This window comes from Azospirillum sp. VT-I1, from assembly GCF_055698305.1.
Genome location: NZ_CP168806.1, coordinates 261,469 through 278,113 on the forward strand (window position 1 = coordinate 261,469; position 16,645 = coordinate 278,113).

The 16,645-nt window shown below is 67.2% G+C and carries 14 protein-coding genes; 10 read left to right on the forward strand and 4 right to left on the reverse strand.

The annotated features are described in order from the left end of the window. The first annotated feature begins 75 nt into the window (after positions 1-75). The 9 genes from glpD (at position 76) to AB8P05_RS29750 (ending at position 10,640) form a co-directional block, all read left to right on the forward strand. Positions 76-1,647 carry a glycerol-3-phosphate dehydrogenase gene (gene glpD / locus AB8P05_RS29710; protein WP_472761985.1) on the forward strand — a complete coding sequence of 524 codons (1,572 nt, stop codon included), beginning with the start codon at positions 76-78 and terminating at the stop codon, positions 1,645-1,647. Beyond that, positions 1,644-2,747 (forward strand): ABC transporter ATP-binding protein, encoded by a 1,104-nt coding sequence (locus AB8P05_RS29715; RefSeq protein WP_455175768.1) that lies wholly within the window; start codon positions 1,644-1,646, stop codon positions 2,745-2,747. Before glpD ends, AB8P05_RS29715 begins: the two co-directional genes overlap by 4 nt. A 13-nt stretch (positions 2,748-2,760) precedes the next feature. Continuing rightward, on the forward strand, positions 2,761-3,837 hold the full coding sequence (locus AB8P05_RS29720) for an ABC transporter ATP-binding protein (RefSeq protein ID WP_472761986.1): 1,077 nt from the start codon (positions 2,761-2,763) through the stop codon (positions 3,835-3,837). Positions 3,838-3,850: 13 nt separating this feature from the next. After that, the gene (locus AB8P05_RS29725) at positions 3,851-4,726 is read left to right on the forward strand and encodes a carbohydrate ABC transporter permease (RefSeq protein WP_310119221.1); all 876 of its coding nucleotides are present in this window, start codon (positions 3,851-3,853) and stop codon (positions 4,724-4,726) included. 113 nt (positions 4,727-4,839) lie between these two features. Continuing rightward, positions 4,840-5,592, forward strand: a complete 753-nt coding sequence (locus tag AB8P05_RS29730) for a carbohydrate ABC transporter permease (RefSeq protein ID WP_149201473.1) — start codon at positions 4,840-4,842, stop codon at positions 5,590-5,592. A 21-nt stretch (positions 5,593-5,613) separates the two neighbouring features. Beyond that, a complete protein-coding gene (locus AB8P05_RS29735) occupies positions 5,614-5,886 on the forward strand; it encodes a DUF2160 domain-containing protein (RefSeq protein ID WP_455176064.1) in 273 nt (90 codons plus the stop codon). Between the two features lie 107 nt (positions 5,887-5,993). Next, a complete protein-coding gene (locus AB8P05_RS29740) occupies positions 5,994-7,757 on the forward strand; it encodes an ABC transporter substrate-binding protein (protein ID WP_472761987.1) in 1,764 nt (587 codons plus the stop codon). A 285-nt stretch (positions 7,758-8,042) separates the two neighbouring features. After that, on the forward strand, positions 8,043-9,536 hold the full coding sequence (glpK, locus tag AB8P05_RS29745) for a glycerol kinase GlpK (RefSeq protein WP_472761988.1): 1,494 nt from the start codon (positions 8,043-8,045) through the stop codon (positions 9,534-9,536). 588 nt (positions 9,537-10,124) lie between these two features. Next, positions 10,125-10,640 (forward strand): hypothetical protein, encoded by a 516-nt coding sequence (locus AB8P05_RS29750; protein ID WP_472761989.1) that lies wholly within the window; start codon positions 10,125-10,127, stop codon positions 10,638-10,640. A 53-nt stretch (positions 10,641-10,693) separates the two neighbouring features. Here AB8P05_RS29750 and AB8P05_RS29755 read toward each other — a convergent pair whose 3' ends face one another. The 4 genes from AB8P05_RS29755 to AB8P05_RS29770 all read right to left on the reverse strand — a co-directional run bounded on the left by AB8P05_RS29755 (position 10,694) and on the right by AB8P05_RS29770 (position 14,555). Continuing rightward, complete coding sequence (locus tag AB8P05_RS29755) at positions 10,694-12,319, reverse strand: 3-(methylthio)propionyl-CoA ligase (protein ID WP_455175764.1); 1,626 nt, start codon at positions 12,317-12,319, stop codon at positions 10,694-10,696. After that, positions 12,304-12,612, reverse strand: coding sequence for a MerR family DNA-binding protein (locus tag AB8P05_RS29760; RefSeq protein WP_472762008.1), 309 nt, complete (start codon positions 12,610-12,612; stop codon positions 12,304-12,306). The genes AB8P05_RS29755 and AB8P05_RS29760 overlap by 16 nt, the downstream gene beginning before the upstream one ends. Then, complete coding sequence (locus AB8P05_RS29765; protein ID WP_472761990.1) at positions 12,609-12,764, reverse strand: MerR family DNA-binding transcriptional regulator; 156 nt, start codon at positions 12,762-12,764, stop codon at positions 12,609-12,611. Before AB8P05_RS29765 ends, AB8P05_RS29760 begins: the two co-directional genes overlap by 4 nt. Before the next feature lie 102 nt (positions 12,765-12,866). Next, positions 12,867-14,555 carry a methyl-accepting chemotaxis protein gene (locus tag AB8P05_RS29770; RefSeq protein ID WP_472761991.1) on the reverse strand — a complete coding sequence of 563 codons (1,689 nt, stop codon included), beginning with the start codon at positions 14,553-14,555 and terminating at the stop codon, positions 12,867-12,869. A gap of 370 nt (positions 14,556-14,925) precedes the next feature. On the opposite strand from AB8P05_RS29770, the gene AB8P05_RS29775 reads away from it, so the two are divergent. Next, the gene (locus AB8P05_RS29775) at positions 14,926-16,641 is read left to right on the forward strand and encodes a glycosyltransferase family 39 protein (RefSeq protein WP_472761992.1); all 1,716 of its coding nucleotides are present in this window, start codon (positions 14,926-14,928) and stop codon (positions 16,639-16,641) included. The last annotated feature ends 4 nt before the right edge of the window (positions 16,642-16,645 follow it).

Genomic DNA, 16,645 nt, shown 5'->3' on the forward strand with positions numbered 1-16,645 from the left:
GCGAACGAACATCATATGTTCCGAAACGAAAGCGGCCGGGTTCGCAAGGAACCGGCGCGGTACGGAGAGGAACTCATGGCAAACGAGTCCGCGGTTACCGACCTGCTGATCGTCGGCGGCGGCGTGAACGGGGCGGGTATCGCCCGCGACGCGGTCGGGCGCGGGATGTCGGTGGTGCTGTGCGAACAGGGCGACCTTGCGGGCGCCACCTCGTCGGCCAGCACCAAGCTGATTCATGGCGGCCTGCGCTATCTCGAATATTACGAATTCCGTCTGGTGCGCGAGGCGCTGCAGGAGCGCGAGGTGCTGCTGCGCGCGGCCCCGCACATCATCTGGCCGATGCGCTTCGTCCTGCCCCATGACAGCAGCATGCGCCCGGCCTGGATGGTGCGCATCGGACTGTTCCTTTACGACCATCTGGGAAAGCGCAAGCTTCTGCCGGGTTCGCACGGCGTCGACCTGACCAGCTCGCCGGCCGGAAGGCCGCTGTCGGGCGGTTTCACCAAGGCGTTTGAATATTCGGACTGCTGGGTGGAGGACAGCCGGCTGGTCGTGCTGAACGCGATGGACGCGCGGGCCCGCGGGGCGGAGATCCTGACCCGCACCCGCTGCGACAGGGCGGTCCGCCGCGACGGGCTGTGGGAAGCGACGCTGGTCGACGTGAACACCGGCGCCACCCGCACCGTCCGCGCCCGCGCGCTGGTGAATGCCGCCGGCCCCTGGGTGCGCGAGATGATCGCCAAGCGCACCGGCGTCACCGTCGACAAGTCGGTGCGTCTGGTGAAGGGCAGCCACATCGTCGTTCCGAAGATGTTCGACGGCGACCACGCCTACATCTTCCAGAACGACGACCGCCGCATCGTCTTCGCCATCCCGTACGAGCGCGATTTCACCCTGATCGGCACCACCGACCTCGATTATTCTGGCGATCCCGGCGCGGTGGCGATCGCTCCTGAGGAAATCACCTACATGTGCCGGGCGGTCTCGCGCTATTTCGCGAAGCCCGTGCGCGAGAGCGACGTGGTGTGGACCTACAGCGGCGTCCGCCCGCTGTTCGACGACGCCAGCGGCAACGCCTCGGCCGTCACCCGCGACTATGTGCTGGAGATGGACGAGCCGGCCGGCGAGGCGCCGATGCTGTCGATCTTCGGCGGCAAGATCACCACCTTCCGCCGGCTGGCGGAGGAGGCGACGGAGAAGCTGGGCAAGGCGCTCGGCAAGGGCGGCGCCACCTGGACTGCCGACGCGCCGCTGCCCGGCGGCGACATCGCCGACGCCGATTTCGCCGGCTTCCTGGCCGGGCTGAAGCGCAGCCGGCCCTGGCTGCCCGATGCGATGGCCCATCGGCTGGCGCGCGCCTACGGCACGCGGGTCGAGCGGCTGCTGGGCGACGCCAAGGGGCTGGGCGACCTGGGCATCGATTTCGGGGGCGGCGTCTTTGAAGCCGAACTCGACTACGCCATGCGGGAGGAGTTCGCCATGACCGGCGACGACTTCCTGTGGCGGCGCTCCAAACTTGGGCTGCACCTGGACGCTGCGATCCGGGACGCCATCGGTGGCTGGTTCGACCGGCGCCGCGAAGCTACGGCCAACAGGGATACGAGCGGTGATACCGCCGGCCTGCGGTCGATGGGAGGACTACGGTGACACTCACACTGGAAGGCGTGGCGAAGCGCGTCGGCGCCGAGCAGCATCTCCACCCGCTGTCGCTGGAGCTGCAACCCGGCAGCTTCAATGTCCTGCTGGGGCGGACGCTGGCCGGCAAGACGACGCTGATGCGGCTGATGGCCGGGCTGGACGCGCCCAATGCCGGCCGGGTGCTGGAGAACGGCAAGGACGTCACCGGCACGTCGGTGCGCCATCGCGACGTGGCGATGGTCTATCAGCAGTTCATCAACTACCCGGCGATGACGGTGTACGAGAACATCGCCTCGCCGCTGCGCCGCCAGGGCAAGGACAAGGCGGAGATCGACGCCAAGGTGCGCCGCACCGCCGCCATGCTGCGGATCGAGCCCTATCTACAGCGGCTTCCGGCCGAACTGTCGGGCGGCCAGCAGCAGCGCTGCGCCATCGCCCGCGCGCTGGTGAAGGGCGCCGGCCTGCTTCTGCTGGACGAGCCGCTGGTCAACCTGGACTACAAGCTGCGCGAGGAACTGCGCGCCGAGCTGCGCGACATCTTCGCGGACGGCAAGACCACCGTCGTCTACGCCACCACCGAACCGCAGGAGGCGCTGATCCTCGGCGGCAACGTCACGGTCCTGCACGAGGGGCGGATGCTGCAGACCGGGCCGACCGGCGACGTGTTCCACGCCCCCGCCACGCTGGACTGCGCCGAGGTGTTCAGCGACCCGCCGATGAACGTGGTGGACGCGATCCTGACCAACGACCGGGTGGCGCTGTCCGACGGCACCAGCCTGCCGCTGTCGGCCCATGACCGCAACCTGCCGGCCGGCCCCTGCAAGGTCGGCATCCGCGCCAACCACCTGACGGTGTTGCGCCGGAACGAACGGCTGGTGCCGATCAAGGGCAGGGTGGAGCTGTCGGAGATCAGCGGGTCGGAGACCTTCATCCACCTGCACCATGGCGGAACCACGCTGATCGCGCGCGAGGACGGGGTGCACAGCCATCCCATCGGCAGCGAGATCCAGGTCTATGCCGATCCCGACCGCATCTTCGTCTTCTCCACCGCCGGGCAACTGGTGGCGGCACCCAACTGGCGGCGCGGCGCGCTGCGCAACATCGCTTAAGGGGGCGGGAGCGATGGCGACCATCCAATTCGACAATCTCGGCCACTCCTATCACCCGCACCCGTCCAAGCCTGAGGACTACGCCCTGCGCCGCCTGTCGCAGGAGTGGGAGGACGGCAAGGCCTATGCGCTGCTGGGTCCGTCTGGCTGCGGCAAGTCCACGCTGCTGAACATCATCTCCGGCCTGCTGGTGCCCAGCGAGGGGCGGGTGCTGTTCGACGGGCTGGACGTGACCCGCTGCACCCCGGAAGAGCGCAACATCGCCCAGGTGTTCCAGTTCCCGGTGATCTACGACACCATGACGGTGTACGAGAATCTCGCCTTCCCGCTGCGCAACCGCAAGGTTCCGGCTGCCGACGTCGACCGCCGCGTGCGGCAGGTGGCCGAGGCGCTGGACCTGACCGCCGACCTGAAGAAGCGCGCCCAGCGGCTGACGCCGGACGCCAAGCAGAAGATTTCCATGGGCCGGGGCCTCGTGCGCTCCGACGTGGCGGCCATCCTGTTCGACGAGCCGCTGACCGTCATCGACCCGCACACCAAGTGGATCCTGCGGCGCAAGCTGCGCCAGATCCATGAGGAATACCGCCTGACCATGATCTACGTGACCCACGACCAGGTGGAGGCGCTGACCTTCGCCGACAAGGTCGCGGTGATGTACGAAGGCGCCATGGTCCAGCTCGGCACCCCGCAGGAGCTGTTCGAGAACCCGCTGCACACCTTCGTCGGCTATTTCATCGGCAGCCCCGGCATCAACCTGATGCCCTGCACGCTGGGCAACGACCATGCGCTGGTGGACGGGATCCCCATCCCGCTGCCCGACCGCGCCGTCCCCGCTGTGGGTGGCAAGTTCGAGCTGGGCATCCGGCCGGAATTCCTGGAGCTGACGCGCAGCGGCAGTGCAGGATCCATCCCGGTGCAGGTCACCGGCGTGGACGATCTCGGCACCTCCAAGCTGGCGACGGTGCGGCTGGGCAGCCATACGCTGAAGGCCCGGCTGAGCGAGGAGCAGGAAATCCCGGCGCTGGACGCCGCCATCCGTTTCCCCACCCGGTGGACCAAGCTCTACCGCGACAGCCATCTGGTCGGTTAAGGAGCCAAGAGCCATGGATAAGGTCCAGGACAACCGGGCTTGGTTCCTCATCATCCCGGTCTTTCTGATCGTCGCCTTCAGCGCGGTGATCCCGCTGATGACGGTGGTCAATTATTCGGTGCAGGAGATCTTCGGCCCCGGCCAGACCTTCTTCGTCGGCACCGAATGGTTCTCCGCGGTGCTGGCCGACGAGCGGCTGCACGATGCGCTGATCCGCCAGATCATCTATTCGCTGGCGGTGCTGGCGATCGAGATCCCGCTCGGCATCCTGATCGCGCTCGGCATGCCCGGCGGTCGCAGCGCTAAGACGTCGCTGACGCTGGTGCTGCTGGCACTGCCGCTGCTGATCCCGTTCAACGTGGTCGGCACCATCTGGCAGATCTTCGGCCGCGGCGACATCGGCCTGCTGGGCGCCACCTTCCGCGCCATCGGCATCGATTACAACTACACCAACAACTCGGTCCATGCCTGGCTGACCGTGCTGGTGATGGACGTCTGGCACTGGACCAGCCTGGTGGCGCTGCTCTGCTACGCCGGCCTGCAGTCGATACCGCCGGCCTTCTATCAGGCGGCCAAGATCGACGGCGCGTCGAAATGGGCGGTGTTCCGCTACATCCAGCTGCCGAAGATGCGCGGCGTCCTCATCATCGCGGTGCTGCTGCGCTTCATGGACAGCTTCATGATCTACACCGAGCCCTTCGTGCTGACCGGCGGCGGTCCCGGCAACTCCACCACCTTCCTCAGCCAGTATCTGACGCAGATGGCAGTTGGTCAGTTCGACATCGGCAAGGCCGCGGCCTTCTCCATCGTCTACTTCCTGATCGTGCTGCTGTTCAGCTTCATCTTCTACACCATCATCACCCGCACCGGCGAGGGAGAGAAGAAATGAGCAAGGCCGCTGTTCTCGCCCCCGGTTCGTTGGCAGCACCGGCAAACATCCGCCGCTCCACCGCAGGGGTGTCCAAAAGGACAATTGTCCTCGTCTGCTACATCGTCTTCCTCATGCTGCCCATCTACTGGATGGTCAACATGTCCTTCAAGACGAACGAGGAGATCCTGTCGGGGCTGACGCTCTATCCGCACAACCCGACGCTGCGCAATTATGCCGTCATCTTCACTGATCCCAGCTGGTACAGCGGCTACATCAACTCGATCTATTATGTGACGCTGAACACCATCATCTCGCTGACGGTGGCGCTGCCGGCGGCCTACGCCTTCTCGCGTTACCGCTTCATCGGTGACAAGCACGTCTTCTTCTGGCTGCTGACCAACAAGATGGCGCCGCCGGCCGTGTTCCTGCTGCCCTTCTTCCAGCTCTACCAGACGGTCGGGCTGTTCGACACGCACATCGCCGTAGCGCTGGCCCACTGCCTGTTCAACGTGCCGCTGGCGGTCTGGATCCTGGAAGGCTTCATGTCCGGCGTGCCGCGCGAGATCGACGAGATGGCCTACATCGACGGCTACAGCTTCCCGCGCTTCTTCGGCACGGTGTTCCTGCCGATGATCCGGGCCGGCGTCGGCGTCACCGCCTTCTTCTGCTTCATGTTCAGCTGGGTGGAGCTGCTGCTGGCCCGCACGCTGACCTCGGTCGACGCCAAGCCGATCGCCGCCACCATGACCCGCACCGTCAGCGCGTCGGGCATGGACTGGGGCCTGCTGGCCGCGGCCGGCGTGCTGACCATCCTGCCGGGCGCGCTCGTGATCTGGTTCGTCCGCAACTACATCGCCAAGGGCTTCGCCCTGGGCCGCGTCTAAGGGAGGCCGCGCGTCATGGATATGGAATGGATGGCGTGGACCACGCCGACCGCGATCTTCTTCCTCTGCATCGCCCTGATGCTGGCCGGCATGACGGTGTGGGAGGTGGTGTCGCCGACGGTGGAGGCCAAGGGCTTCCTGCCGATGCGCACCACCCGCGGCGACCGCCTGTTCATCGGCCTGCTGGGCAGCGCCTTCATCCATCTCGGCTGGCTCGCCGCGACCGACGTGTCGCTGTGGGGCGCCTTCGCAGTCTCGCTGGCGTGGATCGCGATCGTGATCCGCTTCGGCTGAGAAGGTCAGCTTTTCAAGGGATCCGCCGCCTCCGCCAAGCCGGGGGACTGCGGTAAGAGCAATACGAAACGTCAACCCGACATCAAGTCGATCAAGTGGGAGGAACCATGCTTCAGCACCAGACTCTGCGGCGCCGTCTGACCGGCGCGGTGATGGCCGGCGGCATCGGCGTTCTGCTGGCGATGGGATCGGCCGCGCCGTCCGCCGCCATGACGCCGGAGCAGGAAGCCGTCGCCAAGCGGATCATCGAGGAACTCCAGCCCTCCACGCTGTCCAAGGACGAGCAGATGAAGGAGCTGGAATGGTTCGTGAAGGCGGCCGAGCCCTTCAAGGGCATGGAGATCAACGTCGTCTCCGAAACCATCACCACGCACGAATATGAATCGAAGACGCTGGCCCGCCTGTTCAGCGAGCTGACCGGCATCAAGCTGAAGCACGACCTGATCCAGGAAGGCGACGTCATCGAGAAGCTGCAGACGCAGATGCAGTCGGGACGCAACGTCTACGACGCCTACGTCAACGACAGCGACCTGATCGGCACCCATGTGCGCTACGGCCAGGCGGTCCCGCTGTCCGACTTCATGACGGGCGAGGGCAAGGACGTCACCCTGCCGACGCTGGACATCAAGGACTTCATCGGCACCAGCTTCACCACCGGCCCGGACGGCAAGCTCTACCAGCTGCCCGACCAGCAGTTCGCCAACCTCTACTGGTTCCGCGCCGACTGGTTCGCCCGTCCCGACCTGAAGGAGAAGTTCAAGGCCAAGTACGGGTACGAGCTGGGCGTCCCGCTCGACTGGTCGGCCTATGAGGACATCGCCGACTTCTTCACCAACGACGTGAAGGAAGTCGACGGCGTCCGCGTCTACGGCCACATGGACTACGGCAAGAAGGACCCGTCGCTCGGCTGGCGCTTCACCGACGCGTGGCTGTCGATGGCCGGCGCCGGCGACAAGGGCCTGCCGAACGGCAAGCCGGTGGACGAGTGGGGCCTCCGCGTCGAGGGCTGCCGTCCGTCCGGCGCCTCGGTCGCGCGCGGCGGCGACACCAACGGTCCGGCCGCCGTCTATTCGCTGACCAAGTACATCGACTGGCTGAAGAAGTACGCCCCACCCGAAGCCGCCGGCATGACCTTCTCCGAAGCCGGCCCGGTGCCGGCCCAGGGCAACGTCGCCCAGCAGATCTTCTGGTACACCGCCTTCACCGCCGACATGACCAAGCCGGGCCTGCCGGTGGTCAATGCCGACGGCACGCCGAAGTGGCGCATGGCCCCCTCGCCGCGCGGTCCGTACTGGGAACAGGGCATGAAGCTCGGCTACCAGGACGTCGGGTCCTGGACGCTGCTGAAGTCCACCCCGGCCGAACGCCGCAAGGCCGCCTGGCTCTACGCCCAGTTCACCGTGTCGAAGACCGCGTCGCTGAAGAAGACGCTGGTCGGCCTGACGCCGATCCGCGACAGCGACATCAGGTCCGAGGCGATGACCCAGGTGGCCCCGAAGCTGGGCGGTCTGGTCGAGTTCTACCGCAGCCCGGCCCGCGTTTCCTGGACCCCGACCGGCACCAACGTGCCGGACTATCCGAAGCTGGCCCCGCTGTGGTGGCAGAACATCGCCGAGGCCGTGACGGGTGAGCGCACCCCGCAGCAGGCGATGGACAATCTGGCCGAGCAGATGGAGCAGGTGCTGGCCCGCATGGAGCGCGCCAACATCGGTGGCGAGTGCGCGCCCAAGCTGAACCCGAAGAAGGACGCCAAGGAGTGGTTCGCCGCCCCCGGCGCCCCGAAGGCCAAGCTCGAGAACGAGAAGCCCAAGGGCCAGACCATCGCCTATGACGACCTGCTGAAGGCCTGGAAGGAAGGCCGCGCCCAGTAACGGGCCGGCAGGACGGTTCTTCCTCCCGGCACTTCGTCCTGGTTGGGTCGGGGGTTAACCTCGGGGCGGCGGCACGCCGTCGCCCCTCTCTTATTCAGTGAAGGTCCCCTCTCCCGTCCCGGGAGAGGGAAGGGGCCCAAGCGAAGCTTGGGAAGGGTGAGGGCTGATCCAGGGATCGGAAATCCATGTCCGGATCGCCCCTCACCCTCCCGCCTTCGGCGGGTCCCTCCCTCTTCCGGAGCGGGGGAGGGCATAAAGTCCGAGAATCCACGGGGGACACGCACCATGAGCAAGGCCGGCTACATCCTCGCCATCGACCAGGGCACCACCTCGTCGCGGGCGATCCTGTTCGACGGCCGGGGGACTCCGCTGGCCGAGGCGCGGCGCGAGTTTCTCCAACATTATCCCGGCGACGGCTGGGTGGAGCATGATCCGGCCGACATCCTGCGCGACGTCCGCACCGTGGCCCGCGAGGCGGTGGAGAAGGCGGGGATCGACGTCGCTTCCATCGCCGCCATCGGCATCACCAACCAGCGCGAGACCGCGGTGGTGTGGGACCGCGCCACCGGCGAGCCGATCCACCGCGCCATCGTCTGGCAGGACCGCCGCACCGCCGCGCTCTGCCACGATCTGGTCGCCGCCGGCCATGCCGAGCTGGTGCGCTCCAAGACCGGCCTGCTGATCGACGCCTATTTCTCCGCCACCAAGATCGCCTGGATCCTCGATCACGTGCCGGGCGCCCGTGCGCGGGCCGAGCGTGGCGAGCTGTGCTTCGGCACCATCGACAGTTTCCTGATCTACCACCTGACCGGCCGGCAGGTGCATGCGACCGACGCGACCAACGCCTCGCGCACCATGCTGTTCGACATCCACGCCCAGGATTGGGACGACGAGCTGCTGGCGCTGTTCCGCGTGCCGCGCGCCATGCTGCCGCGGGTCCTCGACAGCTCCGACGACTTCGGCGCTACGGATCCGGAGTTGCTCGGCCGGCCGATCCCCATCGCCGGCGTGGCGGGCGACCAGCAGGCGGCGGCCTTCGGGCAGGCCTGCCTGACGCCGGGCATGGCGAAATCCACCTATGGCACCGGCTGCTTCGCGCTGATCAACACCGGCGAGACGCCGGTCGTGTCCAAGAACCGGCTGCTGACCACCGTCGCCTACCGGCTGAACGGCAAGACCTCCTACGCTCAGGAAGGTTCGATCTTCGTGGCGGGTGCCGCGATCAAGTGGCTGCGCGACGGCATCGGCATCATCACCCATGCCAGCCAGACCGACGACATGGCGACCCGCGTGCCCGACAGCCACGGCGTCTATTTCGTCCCCGCCTTCGTCGGCCTGGGCGCGCCGCACTGGGATTCGGACGCCCGCGCCGCGATCTTCGGCATGACGCTGGACGTCGGCCCCGCTCACATCGCCCGCGCTGCGCTGGAGGCCGTCGCCTACCAGACCCGCGATTTGATGGAGGCGATGGGCGGCGACTGGGGCGGTACCATCAACGCGCTCCGCGTCGACGGCGGCATGGCCGCCAACGACTGGCTCTGCCAGTTCCTGGCCGACCTGCTGGACATGCCGGTCGAGCGCCCGAAGGTGATCGAGACCACGGCGCTGGGCGCCGCCTGCCTTGCGGCCTTGCGGGTCGGCGTGTTCGACGGGCTGGAGTCTGTCTCCGCCGCCTGGGGCAGCGAGCGCCGCTTCGACCCGCGCATGGAGCAGGGCAAGCGCGACCGCCTCTATGGCGGCTGGCGCGACGCCGTGGCGCGAGTGCGGTCGGACCGCTGAGGCGGACGCGATGGTGGGAATTCGCAAAGATTTTGACGCAGACGGACAGGTCGAGCCATCCGTCCGCCGCTAATCTGATTTCGGTTGCGCGCTCCTCCCTCGGGTGCGTCGTCCTCGCCGGTCCAGCGAGGACACTGGGCCGGACGGTTCATGCCGTCCGGCCCGTTTTCTTTTCGGACGGCCTGAAACACCATACGCTTGCAGGATGACCGCCCGGCATGGAATGAGAGAAGAGACGTGCCGCGGAAACAACCGGGTTGTCGGTTGACAACTGATTTTGCGGTCCCATACTCATGCGTTGGAGATCGCAGTGACGCGGAGCAGGCATCCGAAGAAGGAGATCGAAGACGCCGTCCTCTATGCGGAGAGCCGGGGCTGGACCTGTCTCAAGGGGCATGGGCACTGCTGGGGCTTGCTGCGCTGCCCGAACAACGAGAGCGACTGCCGGTGCGGGGAATTCTGCCAGATCTCGGTGTGGAGCACGCCGAGAGTGCCGGAGAACGAGGCGCGCAAGATCCGCAGGGCGGTCGATGGCTGTATCTATGCGGGCCGTCAGGTCGCAGGCAAGCCGTAGGGAGTGGGTGTAGGATGTGGGAATTCGTCCTGAAATTCAGCCTGCCGCCGGGCCGGGAAGAGCCGACGGCATGGCTCGATCCCTTGTTCGAAGCGGGCTGCGACGACGCCACGGTCGGCACCGGCCGGCGCGGGTCCATCGCGCTGGATTTCTCGCGGGAGGCGGATTCCGCAGAAGCGGCGGTCCGTTCCGCCATCGCGGACGTGCTGTCGGCGATCCCCGGTGCCCGACTGGCCGAAATCGCGCCGGATCTGGTGAATCTCGCGGATCTGGCCGAGATCGTCGGCTGTTCGCGCCAGAACATCCGGAAATATGCGGCCGGCGAGATCAGGACGGTGACGGCCGCATTCCCCGACCCGGTCTATACCGGCAATCCCAGCCTGTGGCGCTTGGCCGAGGTGCTGGTCTGGTTCGAGCGCAACAGCGACCTTCATCCCGACCCCCGGATGATCGAGCTTGCGCGCGTCGCATCGGAGGTCGGCGCCGAAATCCAGCGTCGGCGGCTTGCCGGACTGATCGCCGCCGAGTGAAGAGGTCGAGTGGAGAGGGCGGAACGGGATCCGCCCTCCCGGCCGGCCTATCCTCACACCCCCTCGGGGCTGGTCACCATGTGGCGAATCTCGCTCTTCAGCAGCTTGCCGGTGGCGGTGTGGGGCAGGCTGTCGACGAAGCGGACGTCGTCGGGGATGCACCATTTCGCGACCTTGCCCTCGAAGACCGCCAGCAGCTCCTCGCGGGTGACGGCCGAGTCCGGCTTGCGCACCACGACCAGGACCGGGCGCTCGCCCCACTTCTCGTCGGGGACGGCGACGGCGGCGGCTTCCTGGACGCCCGGATGGCCGACGGCGATGTTCTCCAGGTCGATGGAGCTGATCCACTCGCCGCCGGACTTGATGACGTCCTTGGTGCGGTCGACGATCTGGACATAACCGTCGGCGTCCATCGTCACCACGTCGCCGGTCTCGAACCATCCCGGCACCATCTGGTGCGCCGGGCTTTCGGTCACGCCGAAATAGCCGGAGCAGACGGTGGAGCCGCGCACCAGCAGGCGGCCGAAGCTGGTCCCGTCGCGCGGCACGTCGTTGCCGGAGCCGTCGACGACGCGGAACTGCACGCCGCAGATCGGCCGCCCCTGCTTGGAGGCCAGCGCCAGGGCGTCGTCGGCGCTCAGCCCCGCATGCTTGCCCTTGGGCATGTTGGCGAGGCCGAGCGGGCTGGTTTCCGTCATGCCCCAGGCATGCAGAACCTCCACCCCCATCTCGCGGAAGCGCTGGATCATCACCGGCGGGCAGGCGGAGCCGCCGATGGCGATCCGTCGCATGCTGGTCAGCTTCTTCTTGTTCGCATCCAGCCAGTTCAGCAGGGCGAGCCAGACCGTCGGCACGCCGGCGGTGTTGGTGACCTTCTCGGCCTCGAACAGCTCGTACAGGCTGGCGCCGTCCAGCTTGCCGCCGGGGAAGACCAGCTTGGCACCGACCATCGGCGCGGCATAGGGAACGCCCCAGGCGTTGACGTGGAACATCGGCACCACCGGCAGAACCACGTCCGCCGCCGACAGGCCGAACACGTCCGGCATGCAGGCGGCCATCGCGTGCAGGTAGGAGGAGCGGTGGCTGTACAGCACGCCCTTCGGGTTGCCCGTGGTCCCGGAGGTGTAGCACATGCCGCAGGCGGTGGTCTCGTCCAACTCCGGCCAGTCGAAGCTGCCGGGCTGGTCGGCCAGCAGATCCTCGTAGCACAGTAGGCCGGGCAGCGAGGATTGCGGCATGTTGGCCCGGTCGGTCATCACGACGATGCCCTTCAGCCCGGTCAGCTCATGGGCGATGCCCTCCAGCAGCGGAACGAAGGTCAGGTCGGTGAACAGCAGCCGGTCTTCGGCGTGGTTGACGATGTAGGCGATCTGTTCCGGGAACAGGCGCGGGTTGATGGTGTGGCAGACCATGCCCGAGCCGCCGATGCCGTAATAGCATTCCAGGTGGCGGTAGCCGTTCCAGGCCAGCGTGCCGATGCGGTCGCCCGGCTTCATTCCCAGCGCCGCCAGCGCGTTGGCCAGCTTCTGCGCGCGGACCCAGGCGTCGGCATAGGTGTAGCGGTGGATCGGCCCCTCGGTGGTGCGCGACACGATCTCGGTGTCGGCGTGGTAGAGCGCCGCATGACGCAGGATCGACGTCACCAGCAGCGGCTCGTTCATCATCATTCCACGCAGCATCGTTTCACTCCCGGTTCGCTTCTCTTCTGTGTGGGCGTCTTCCGCCTCGGGTCTTCGTCATGCGCGCAGGTGGCGAGCCGCCGTTCGGCGTCGGCCTCCATCGCCTTCAACTCGACGATCACCTCGGCGATTTCCGATTGCATCCGTTCAAGCTCGGCCAGCCGGGTCCGGATCTTGTTCAGCCCGTCGCGGTACTGCCCGGCGCTGGGCCGGCCCGAGCGGTAATGGGCGAGATATTCGGCGATCTGCTCCAGCGAGAATCCCACCCGCCGGAACTTCAGGATCAGGATCAGCCGCGCGCGGTCGCGGTAGGTGAATACACGGCGTCCCCCGCCCGCTGCGGCGTCAGCAGTCCCTTCTCCTCGTAAAAGCGCAACGCCTGCGGCGTGAGGTCGAACTCCGCCGCCAGTTCCGTCACGCCGTAAACCCGATCCCGTTCGGACATGGACAATCCCCTGCGCCAGCGGATTTCGCCACGGGCGCAGGGGGAAGTCAACGTCAATGAGCTAAAGCGGGCTTTAGATCGTTTCGGGCGTCACACCGGGCGTCACCCGGCGCGCACCTGGGAAAGGAAGCGGTCCACCTCGCGGCTCAGCGTGTCGGTGTGGCCGGACAGCTGACGGACGGAGGTCAGAACCTCGTAGGCGACCTTGCCGCTCCGGCCGGCGGCCTGGTTGACGCCGCCGATGCTGTCGGAGACGGTCTGCGTGCCCTGGGCTGCCTGCTGGATGTTGCGGCTGATCTCGCGGGTCGCGGCCCCCTGCTCCTCGACGGCGGACGCGATGGAGGTGGCGACCTCGTTGATGTGGCCGATGACCCGGACCACCTCCTGCAGTTCTCCCACCGCCTCGCCGGTCATCGACTGGATGTCGGCGACCTGGACCGCGATGTCGTCGGTGGCCTTCGCCGTCTGGTTGGCGAGCGCCTTCACCTCGCTGGCGACCACGGCGAATCCCTTGCCGGCATCGCCGGCGCGGGCGGCCTCGATGGTGGCGTTCAGCGCCAGCAGGTTGGTCTGGCTGGCGATGGAGTTGATCAGTTCCACCACCGCGCCGATCCGCTGGACGGCCTGGGCCAGCCCGTCGACCTTGCCGTTGGCGCGCTCGGCGATGCCGACCGCCTCGCGGGCGATCTCGGACGACTGGCCGACCTGCCTGCTGATCTCGCCGATGGAACTGGTCAGCTCCTCCGTCGCGGCGGCGACGGTCTGGACGTTGGCGGAGGTCTGTTCCGTCGTCACGGCGACGTCGCTGGCCAGCCGGCCGGTCTGGTCCGCCGCCTGGGTCACCGCGCCGACCCGGCTTTCCATGCCCGCTGTTTCCTCGACCACCGCATGGATGACGCCGCCCACCGCCTGCTCGAACCGGTCGGCCAGATCGGCGATGGCGCGCTGCTTGTCCGCTTCGGCGCGGCGGGCCTGCTCGGCCTGTTCGGCTTCGAGCCGCTGCTTGGCCAGCGCGTTCTCCTTGAACACCTGCGTGGCCCGGCTCATGTCGCCAAGCTCGTCGCCGCGGCCGATTTCCGGGAAGGTGACGGTCAGGTCGCCGTCGGCCATAGACCGCATGCGGTCGGCCAGGGAGCGGATGGTGGCGCTGATGTTGTGCCCGACCAGCGCCAGCAGGACGATGGCCGGCAGGGCCAGCACCGCGATGACGCCGAGAAGGGTCCAGAGCTGCGACAGGAACTCGGTCCACAGGTCGTCGATGAAGACGCCGGTGCCGATGAAGATCCGCCAGGGCTGGAACCCCTTCACATAGGCCAGCTTCACCGCCGTCTCGCTGCCGCCGACCGTGCGCGGCCAGTCGTAGGCGTAGGTTCCTTCGCCCCTGGCCCTGACGATGCCGATCAGCGCCGGGATGACCGGCACGCCCGCCGCGTCCTTGATCCCCGACACGTCCTTGCCCATTAGTGCCTTGTTGACGTGGGCGAAGCCGACATTGTCGTAGGTGTGCGCGAACAGATACTCGTCGCCGCTGTAGCGGATGGCGAGGAAGGCATCCTTGAAGCGGGCCTGCGCCTCGTCGCGGGACAGGCGTCCTGCCGCGACCTCGTTTTCGAATCGGGCCGCCATGCTGTGCCCGGCCTCGACCATGAAGCGCAGGGCATCGACGCGGTCCTGGTACATGCGGTTGTAGCTGAGATAAAGCCCGGCGCCTGCGATTGCCATGCAGGCCAGGCTGGCTGTCGCCACCAGCATCAGCAGCTTCGCGCGGATAGAAAGAGAAGATTTGGTCATTGACCACCACCTTTCGGCGTATTGCAGTCGCCTTGTCGTGCAAGGTGCCGTTCAGGAAATTGTTGTCCGAATATTGAACGAAATCCCTAACGGTAGACCGCGCTACGGTGTCGCATGGGGATATGACAGGCTACCGGCGAGGCGGTTCGAATATTTGAGGTAATTTGCGGGAAAGCCTTGGCAGCGCTTGCACTGGTTTTCTCTGCCTCCGCGCCCCGCACGCGGTACGGGGTCCCCCCGAGTGTGTGTCAGAGAATTCACATGACAAGCTGAGGCAACCGATACTTCCTGCGGCCGTGAAGCGGGCGGCCGCCTTGTCATGGGGCAGGCGGACTACGCCGGTGCGACTTGGAAATGGGGAGAGTGGCGCGTGACGGGGAAGACCTGCGTTTTCCGCAGGATTTTCGGCGATCCGTGGGACCTTGCCGCGGCATTCGGCTTGTTGGCGCTGCTGGTTCTGGTCGCCGCCACCTTCCGCCATTACGGCATCTCCAACGACGAGGAGGTGCAGCATGTCTACGGCGCCAAGTTGATTGACTGGTACCGCAGCGGCTTCACCGACGATTCTGCCTTCACCTACAAGAACCTCTATCTTTACGGCGGGCTGTTCGACATGGCGGCGGTGGCGCTCGCGCCGCTGCTGCCCTTCGATCCCTACGAGACGCGGCACCTGCTGTGCGCCCTGACCGGGGTGGCGGGCGTGGCGGTGGTCTGGGCGGTCGGGCGCCGGCTGGCCGGGCCGCGGGCGGGGCTGCTCGCCGGGCTGCTGTTGGCGCTGTGCGGCCCCTGGTACGGTGGCCTGTTCAACCACACCAAGGACGTGCCCTTCGCCGTGCTGATGATGGCGGCGGTGGCGCTGCTGATCCGGATCGTCGGGCAGATGCCGCGGCCGCGCTGGGGTACGGTGCTGGGGTTCGGCCTCGTCGTGGGGCTGGCGCTGGGGATCCGGGTCGGGGCGCTGATGCTGGCCGGCTATGTGGCGGCGGCGCTGGTCGGCTGGGTGCTGGCCGGCGGCCTCTCCGCGGCCCGGCTGCGCCAGGGCATATCCGGCGCGCTGCGCCTGCTGCCGGCCCTTCCGGTGGTCTATGGCGTGATGGCGGTCTTCTGGCCCTGGGCGGTGCTGGAACAGCTGAATCCCCTGCGGGCGCTGGCCGATTTCTCGCACTTCAACTACCCGATCCGCACCATGCTGGGCGGCACCGAATATTGGATGTACGAGGTGCCGCGCAGCTATCTGGCCTGGTATCTCGCCATCAAGCTGCCGCTGGTGATGCTGGCCGGGGCGGCGCTGGGGTTGCTGGTGCTGCCCGGCATGATGCGCCCCGACCTCGCGGTGGGAGAGAAGGGCCGGGAGGAGGAGGGATGGGCGCGCGCGGTCGCTTGCGGGCTGGTGGCACTCGCCGCGCTGTTCCCGGTGGTCTGGTTCACCGTCACCCATGCCCCCGGCTATACCGCGATCCGCCATTTCCTGTTCGTGCTGCCGCCGCTGGCGGTGCTGGGCGGGATCGGGCTCGACCGCCTGCTGGGATGGGCCGGCGCCTGGAAGTTGGGCGTGTCGCAGCGTACCGGACGCGGTCTTTCCGCTTCGGCATTGGCCGGTCTCGCGCTGGCGCTCGTCCTCGGCCGCGAGGCGGTTGTGCTGGAAAGCCTTCACCCCAACGAATATGTCTATTTCAACGAACTGGTCGGCGGCGTCGCTGGTGCCGTGCGCAAATACGATGTCGATTACTGGGCCAACAGCCTGCCCGAAGCGGTGGAGACCCTGTCGGAGGTGATCGCAGAGGAGGAGGCGCGCACCCACCGTCACCGCACCTACAGCGTCGCAGTCTGCGCGGAACCGCTGGCCTTCGAGAAGCTGGCGCCGGCCAACATGCGCTGGGTGACCGACTGGACCCGCGCCGACTTCTTCATCGCCCCGACCCAGGAGGATTGCGACACGCTGATGACCGGCCCGACGGTGGCCGAGGTCGAGCGCGGCGGCGCCCTGCTGGCGGTGGTGAAGGATTTGCGCAAGCCCCAGGATCCGGCCGAACTGGTGGAGGTCGCCCGCCTGCGCACCGGCCGTCAGCAGCGCCACTGGTGGTAATGGA

Bases quoted from the DNA above. Each gene is read 5' to 3' on its own strand.
- glpD (WP_472761985.1), top strand. From the start codon at position 76: ATGGCAAACGAGTCCGCGGTTACCGACCTGCTGATCGTCGGCGGCGGC.
- AB8P05_RS29720 (WP_472761986.1), top strand. From the start codon at position 2,761: ATGGCGACCATCCAATTCGACAATCTCGGCCACTCCTATCACCCGCAC.
- AB8P05_RS29725 (WP_310119221.1), top strand. From the start codon at position 3,851: ATGGATAAGGTCCAGGACAACCGGGCTTGGTTCCTCATCATCCCGGTC.
- AB8P05_RS29730 (WP_149201473.1), top strand. From the start codon at position 4,840: ATGCTGCCCATCTACTGGATGGTCAACATGTCCTTCAAGACGAACGAG.
- AB8P05_RS29735 (WP_455176064.1), top strand. From the start codon at position 5,614: ATGGAATGGATGGCGTGGACCACGCCGACCGCGATCTTCTTCCTCTGC.
- AB8P05_RS29740 (WP_472761987.1), top strand. From the start codon at position 5,994: ATGCTTCAGCACCAGACTCTGCGGCGCCGTCTGACCGGCGCGGTGATG.
- glpK (WP_472761988.1), top strand. From the start codon at position 8,043: ATGAGCAAGGCCGGCTACATCCTCGCCATCGACCAGGGCACCACCTCG.
- AB8P05_RS29750 (WP_472761989.1), top strand. From the start codon at position 10,125: ATGTGGGAATTCGTCCTGAAATTCAGCCTGCCGCCGGGCCGGGAAGAG.
- AB8P05_RS29755 (WP_455175764.1), bottom strand. From the start codon at position 12,319: ATGCTGCGTGGAATGATGATGAACGAGCCGCTGCTGGTGACGTCGATC.
- AB8P05_RS29765 (WP_472761990.1), bottom strand. From the start codon at position 12,764: ATGTCCGAACGGGATCGGGTTTACGGCGTGACGGAACTGGCGGCGGAG.
- AB8P05_RS29770 (WP_472761991.1), bottom strand. From the start codon at position 14,555: ATGACCAAATCTTCTCTTTCTATCCGCGCGAAGCTGCTGATGCTGGTG.